This window comes from Acidobacteriota bacterium (assembly GCA_035471785.1).
Classification (GTDB): Bacteria; Acidobacteriota; UBA6911; order RPQK01; family DATIPO01; genus JANQFM01.
This window is the reverse complement of the sequence record DATIPQ010000018.1, coordinates 1-6,538: the sequence shown is the minus strand read 5'-3', so window position 1 is coordinate 6,538 and position 6,538 is coordinate 1. Positions and strand designations below refer to the sequence as shown.

The following is a 6,538-nucleotide window of genomic DNA, read 5'->3' as shown; positions in this document are numbered from 1 at the left end:
AAACAGGTTGTCACCTAGTTCTGCATCTCGGCACGGCCCTAGAATAGTCTCGGACTCAAAGATCTCGCCGCCACCCGTCACGGCCAAGAGCTTGAGTAGATCCTCCGGCAGTCTCCAACCCTCCTCTTGTAGCCGTCGCTTTAGCTGCCGGCTATCCGTGGGACCTTCCCAGAAGAATACTTGGGGCTTAAGCTGCAGGTCTTTACGCATTGTCGGAGTCACTGGACTAGCCCTCTCTCGAGAAAACCGACGAAAGTGTTCGTCGCCTTATTAATCCGGACACCCTGGCCAGCGGCGTTGGATACGTCGATCACCTTGTCGCCGACAAACACGCTACTCGGATTTGCCAGCGTCTCTCGAATTATTGCTTCAGCGTTTGCCTGAGTTGGTTGGATACCTTCGAAGGCGGACGTAAAGCCCTCTCGCTCAGCACGACCAAGCTTCTTGGCAATAGCACGGGCACCTTCAGGAGTTTGGCCTTTGAGCCTCGCCGAGCTGGCGAGAACATCGTCGATTATGGATCGGCTTAGCTGGGACGGGAGCCTCGCAGATCCCCTTACGACACTATCACTCTTGCCAATGAAACGGGTCAACAGGCGACTGCCCTTGATAGCGCGACCCAGACTGAAAACTCCCTTGATGGCTGCGCCAACTACGAAATCAGTGGGGTCGGGGACGTTAATGAGAACCAGAATTGCCCCGATTGCCAAGCCCTTGCCTTCTGCTTCAGCCTGGATCCTGGCCTGCTCCTGTGCTTGCTTAATATCCCCTGTCTGCTTGAGAGTGGCAAAGAAACGGTCTCCAGAGGTGAAGCTCTTGCGCTCTCCAGACGGGTCGACGTAGGCTAGGGGATTGTTGGCGACGTAGGCGTAGCGGTTCCAAGTTTGGGGATCGGAGGCGATGCTGCTCTCCAAGGCAGTGAAGGGCAACTCGGAGAAGAGACCGCCGGGCCCGCGGTTGCGCATAACCCCGCTAATCTCAAGTGCTCTCGACCGGGCCAGTGCGCCCGCTCCGCCGTGAACCTGCAGGGCGTCCAGCAGCACTTGGCGGGCCTGGGCCGGCTCCGGGGGCTGGGCGGCGGCGAAGCGGCCGAGGCCCGGCAGCGAAATGAAAAAGAGGAGCAAGGCGGTGCGAAAAATGGGGGGATTCGGGCGCACTTCTGCCTGCCTTCTTCAGTTTTGAAGTTTTAAAAAAGTGTCGTTGGCTTAACTGAACACAGGTTAGCGCGACGGAGCCTTTGTGTCAACAACTTTTTTCGCTCAAAAGAACTTGGGGTGCTTTGGTGACAGACCTGCAGCCAGCAAAACCACTTGAGCCCAAGAGTTCCGAACCAACACCTATGGTCGGTCATAAGGACAAGCCCTCGGCAACGCGATACAGAGGCGAAGATGGATCGCTGTTTGCTCGCTCATTCTCGATGTCAGAGTCCGTTGCAAATGCTAGCAGGGCATCTGGTGGATTCAGCTCCTGTGTGGGGATTGTGTGAGAAAATGCGTCCAATTTTTCTCGTTGTGTGAGATTGAGGCAGGGAGTCGCCTCAGGACTTGCGCTGGATCAGCAACGCCTGCAGGTTGCAGGCGACGGAAGTCTCCGCACTTGTTAAGGTACACGGTTTACGCGGGAAGAATCTCCACAGCTTCACCTCTAGAGGTCCGTAGTACCGAGAAGTGCCTCCGGTCGAGGGTGAATATGTGGCCCAAACCTTCGCGTTCCGCGAGGTGCATCAAGCAGGCGTCAGCCAAGTCGAGATTCTGATCTCGGAACCTATCGAGAATCCTCTGCACGGGACCTACGTCCTCGGGCGACTTCGGAAAGCAAAGCGGCAACGCCAGCCCGACTCACGCGAAGAAGGTAGGCAGCCTCCGTGATGACCGGCCAGCACGTGTAGAGCGGTTCCGAGAGGTACTTGGCTTCTTCGACGCAGCGCTCGTGATGCTGCTCCCTCTTGTAGAACATCGCCACTAGAGGCCCGGTGTCAACGAGAACTGGCGTCGTTATCACTGCCGAACCCCTTCATGTGCTCGGGGTTCGTGGCCAGGTCGTGCGGAAGCCCTTCTTTGACGACCCCAATCGCCCCGTCCTCCACCATTGCCTCATAAACGGACCGCCCCGTCAGGCGAAAACTGACGTCGCTCCCTGGCCGGTAGGCGGATATGGCCTCCGAAAACACCTCTTCCCAGGAACGACCGGCGCGCTCAGCGGCTTCAGCCAATTGCTTCCGTTGTTCGGGAGTAAGCTCGATTGCTTTCGGATTTATCGCCATGGGGAAAGTCTACCACGGCGCGCTCCCCGTCAGTTCACTGTAGAGTGTCCCGCTGGGGGTTGGGCGGTTGCGGCGGCCCTTGCTCGGCACCGAACGTCAGGAGCAAGATCACGAAAAAGCTTTCGGTAGACATAGCGGTTCTCGAACTCACATCCTCTCCCAGCGTGATCAAGGCTAAGCATGACAACATCGAGAACATGAAGATCACTGAAGGACATTAGCCATTTGTACTTCCATCTGGGCGTGGTGGGCGCCCACGGGCGATTTGGGCGGCCAGGCGGGCGTTGCAGATGGCCAGGGAGCGGTTGGCCCGCAGGACGCGCTTTCCGCCTGCCTCCTGGATGTGGCGCAGCAGGTAAGGGGTGACGTCTTTTCCGCGGACGCCTCGGGCGCGGGCCGCGCTCAGGGCCTCTTGAGTCCAGGCTTCGACCTGGGCGGCATCCAGGGCCTCGTCTTCGGGGGGCGGCTGCACCACCAGGACGGCTGAAGGCAGCTTGAGCGCGCGGGCCGCGGCGACGATGGAGGCGATCTCTTGGGGCGAGTCGGCGCGCCGGGGAACGGGAAGGCCGGTGCCGCGGGAGTAGAAGGCAGGGAACTCGTCGGTGCGGTAGCCCACCACCGCAATACCCAGCGTCTCCAGCGCTTCCAACGTCAGCGGCAGATCGAGGATCGACTTGGCGCCCGAGCACACCACTGTCAGAGGGGTCCGGGCCAGCTCCTGCAGGTCGCCCGAGACGTCGCCGCTGCTCCAGGCGTCCCGGTGGACGCCTCCGATGCCTCCCGTGGCCATGACGGAAATGCCGGCCAGGTGAGCCAGATAGATGGTGGAAGCCACGGTGGTGGCCGCCTTCTCGCCCCCCGCCAGCACCCCCGGCAGATCGCGCGTCCCGGCCTTGACGTATCCTCCGTCGGCCAGCTCACGCAGTTGATCTTCGTCCAGGCCCACCCGCACCGCTCCCTCCTCCACCGCGATGACGGCGGGCTCGGCTCCCTCCTGGCGCACTACGGCTTCCATCATGAAGGCCGTCTTGAGGTTGTCGGGCCAGGGCATCCCGTGGACGATCAAGGTCGATTCCAGGGCCACCACGGGCTGGTTGGCGTCCAGCGCGCCTCTGATCCGCTGCGCCACCTCCAGGTACTTCATGCGCTTCCGCCTCCCCGTCCCTTCGGCTCTCGCTTCGGGAATGTCAGAGAGTGTACGCGACTTGCCGCGGCGGCGAATAGCGTTCGGCCTCTTTACCCCCGGCGGAGACTCGCAACCAAGAGGACCCGGCCTCCGGCGCTTCGGCGACGGACGGTCCAGGCCTTGCCCAAGACCTTGCGCAGCAGAGCGGTCAGGAAGGACTCGCACAGGGGACTGCCGGATCCCAGCATCCAGGCGTCCTGTGCCACCAGCTCCAGCGGGACCTCCCACCGCTGCTCCCCTGAAATCTCCTCCACGATGCCTCGCACCCGCTGGGGCCAAGGCTCCTCTTCGAAGAGGTGCTGCCAAGCGGTCAGCTCAAGCTGGCGGACGCGTTCGGCGCTGGTGCCGTCCAGGGCGGCCGTCCGCTGCAAAGTGAGCGGCCGCGGCCCATCCACACCCAGTCGCCAGCGGAGAATCCTCTCACGCCGAGGGTCGAGCCGCTCCAACGAAGCGTAGAAAGCCTCACGAAAACTCTCCTCCCGGCCCACGCGGCTGAGCGACAGCGGCCAGCCGGGACCCTCCGCGCTCATCTCGATGACGGCTTGCTGCAGTGCCTTCTCGCCCACCTGATCGTGATTGCCGTTGAGATCGCGCCACGAGTCTCCCAGCGCTTCGCCGAAAGTATCCCAGCCGCATCTGCGGGAGCGCCGCTGCAGGCTCATACTGGCACTGCGGGGGACGATCAGCCTGAAATAGACCCAACTGGGCAGGAACCGGCCGGCCAGCTCCTGGCACCAACGGTCCAGGGGCAGCACGGTGCGGGCGAAATCGAAAAGAGCCCGCTCGGCCAAGGGCCAGTTCTCCTCCGTATGCCGTTGCAGGAAGCGGTGCTTGAAGCTGTCTGGAGGATAAGCCTTGATGAGCCTTCCTAGCGATTCCGACGGCGCCTCGCAGGGCCGGCGCTCCTGCGACAGGTCGTGGCGCGGCAGGAACCGGCGTGCGGGCCGGGCGTCGTCTCCCAAGCGATGCAAGGTCTCTAACGCTGATTGCGCTTGCGGAAAGATCCTCTCCACTTCGGCCTGGCGCAGAGCCAGCAGGGCCTGGTGGTTGAAGACCTTCTCGTGAGTTGTCCAGCGACCCAGGCGGCGGCGGAAGAGGTGCAGGCAGACCGCCTCTGGAGAGCTGTCCAGCAGAGACTCCATGGTTTCCAGACGCTGCAAGACCGATCTGGGCAGGCTCTGGAGCCGGGCTATGGCGTCCTGCAGCTCTTGCTCGGATTGGGGGCCGTAGCTGGGACGGCCCATCCGCCAATCCTCTCCTCGGCTCAGGGCTTGGCCGACCGTTCGGCAGCCGCTGTGGCCCAGAATGCGCTCCACACGGGGGCCCACATCGGTGTCTCGCAGATCGACGGAGTCGGCGTTCATCGCTCCTCTCCCCGATCCCGCCCGTTGCCCTTGCGCTTTTTCTCGGTGAGGGCCGCCAGTTCGGCACGGCAGTTTTTGAGGTGAAGCTTCATCCGCTGGTCCCACTGCAGACGCCTGCTGAGGCGGCGCAGGGAATGACTCAGCGAAGAGGGATGGCGCCCCAGCAAACGGCTCATCTCGAGCAGCGACAAGTGGGGAGTCTCTTTGCAGAGCAGCGCCGCCAGCGCCCGTCCCTCGGCTAAGTGCCTCTGGCGCGAGTCCGACAGCAGGTCTTTCCGGGTGATTCCCAGGCAGGTGCAGACCAGCGAGAGGATCTCTTCGTTGGTCACCAGAGCGGGCCGGTCGCGGGCGGCCCGCCGGACAATCCTCCGCACCTGCTCCGCGGTCATTTCGGGGCTGGCTTCCTCGACACGGTAAGGCCAAGTCTGCTCGATGTTCAGACCCAGTACACAGAGAATGCGGAAGAGGAGGTCGAGACTCATGCGGTAGCGGCCGGTTTCCAGGCAGGAGTAAGAGCCCAGCGGTATTCCGGTGCGCCGGGCCATGTCCTGAACCTTGATGCCTTTTTCCAGGCGCACCAGCCGGATGCTTTCACACACATAGTCGTTGACGGGGTGATCAGACATGGGTCGGCTCCGCTTTCTAAGGAAGTGCAGGTAGGGTGGGTGTTGATCTTGCGGACGACTTTCGCGCGATCCGGCGACTGGGCGGGGAGGTGTTGTCGGATACCAAGATGACCTTTCCTTGCTGAGTCGGGAAAGGTGACGAGTCCCCCGAGGAGTCTTCAAGTGCGCCTGCAATTGATTAAATTGACTGACGCCTTTAGACTGCTTTGAGGGCTCGGCAACCTTTCACAGAGGTTGACGGGCTTAGGACCCGCCGGCGACTGACACGCCGACGGGTCCGCCCCTCGCCGCTGAACTAGGGCTTTCGCTGGGGCCGCACTGGGGGATTGCCGACGGCCCTGCGCACCCTGCCAGGCGGATGGCCTCGAAGTTTGCGAAAGTGTTGCAGAAAGGAGCGGGGATTGTCGGCGATCCAGCGTTCCAGGGTTTCCCGGTTGAGGTCGCGGCCCGGATGGCGGCCGCGCCAGAGCTCGTCCGAGATGAGCCGCTCTTCAATGCGGCTGATTTCCTGGAACGCGTCGTACTCGGCGCGTCCCCCGGCCTGCAGAAGCACCTGCAAGCGCTGGTGCAACCTGAGATGATCGGGTCGGCAGGCAACCCGCCACAGGGTGCTGAGCGCCCGCAGCAGTCGGAGCAGACTCATGGAAAGGCTCTCCATTGCCGTCCATCCCTTGCGTCTGCAACCTCTCTGCGACTTTGACAGACTTCCCTTAGGCAAACCGTCTTGACGGCGCTGGGTTTCTGTACGTGGAAGATCCTAATTCCCGTGGACGGAAATGTCAAGGGTTAACTTTCAATAAATGGAAGAATTTCGCTACAATTGGCGGAACAATGCGCTTGCCGCCTGAGTTGGAGGCCCCAGGTTGAATTGGAGAGATGAGATACCGGCCCTGATCAGCCGCCGCTTTCCCGGCGCCGGCTTGACCGAGCTTTCGCGGCGCACCGGCATACCCATCAGTTCGCTGCACCGCATCGTCAACGGCGGTCCGGGAGGGCCTCCCAGCTTCGAAAACTTGATGCGCCTGTGCCAGGCGGTGGGCGAGCATCCCGCGCGCTGGTTCGCGGCCGCCGGGCACGTCGAGATGGCCTATTTCTTGCG

General features: G+C 62.3%; 7 protein-coding genes. 1 reads left to right on the top strand and 6 read right to left on the bottom strand.

The features are described 5' to 3' along the window. Nucleotides 1–218: 218 nt before the first annotated feature. The 6 genes from VLU25_03500 to VLU25_03475 form a co-directional block, all read right to left on the bottom strand. The gene (locus tag VLU25_03500; GenBank protein ID HSR66985.1) at nucleotides 219–1,157 is read right to left on the bottom strand and encodes a hypothetical protein; all 939 of its coding nucleotides are present in this window, start codon (nucleotides 1,155–1,157) and stop codon (nucleotides 219–221) included. An 818-nt stretch (nucleotides 1,158–1,975) separates the two neighbouring features. Beyond that, nucleotides 1,976–2,263, bottom strand: a complete 288-nt coding sequence (locus VLU25_03495) for a hypothetical protein (protein ID HSR66984.1) — start codon at nucleotides 2,261–2,263, stop codon at nucleotides 1,976–1,978. A 217-nt stretch (nucleotides 2,264–2,480) separates the two neighbouring features. Then, nucleotides 2,481–3,407, bottom strand: a complete 927-nt coding sequence (locus VLU25_03490; GenBank protein HSR66983.1) for a pseudouridine-5'-phosphate glycosidase — start codon at nucleotides 3,405–3,407, stop codon at nucleotides 2,481–2,483. 92 nt (nucleotides 3,408–3,499) lie between these two features. Next, complete coding sequence (locus VLU25_03485; protein HSR66982.1) at nucleotides 3,500–4,813, bottom strand: sigma factor-like helix-turn-helix DNA-binding protein; 1,314 nt, start codon at nucleotides 4,811–4,813, stop codon at nucleotides 3,500–3,502. Continuing rightward, a complete protein-coding gene (locus VLU25_03480; protein HSR66981.1) occupies nucleotides 4,810–5,439 on the bottom strand; it encodes a helix-turn-helix domain-containing protein in 630 nt (209 codons plus the stop codon). Before VLU25_03480 ends, VLU25_03485 begins: the two co-directional genes overlap by 4 nt. Nucleotides 5,440–5,734: 295 nt before the next feature. Beyond that, entirely contained in the window at nucleotides 5,735–6,082 is a 348-nt protein-coding gene (locus tag VLU25_03475; protein ID HSR66980.1) for a hypothetical protein, read from the bottom strand. Between the two features lie 220 nt (nucleotides 6,083–6,302). Here VLU25_03475 and VLU25_03470 point away from each other — a divergent pair. After that, on the top strand, nucleotides 6,303–6,538 hold a 236-nt coding region (locus tag VLU25_03470; GenBank protein ID HSR66979.1), incomplete at its 3' end, for a helix-turn-helix transcriptional regulator.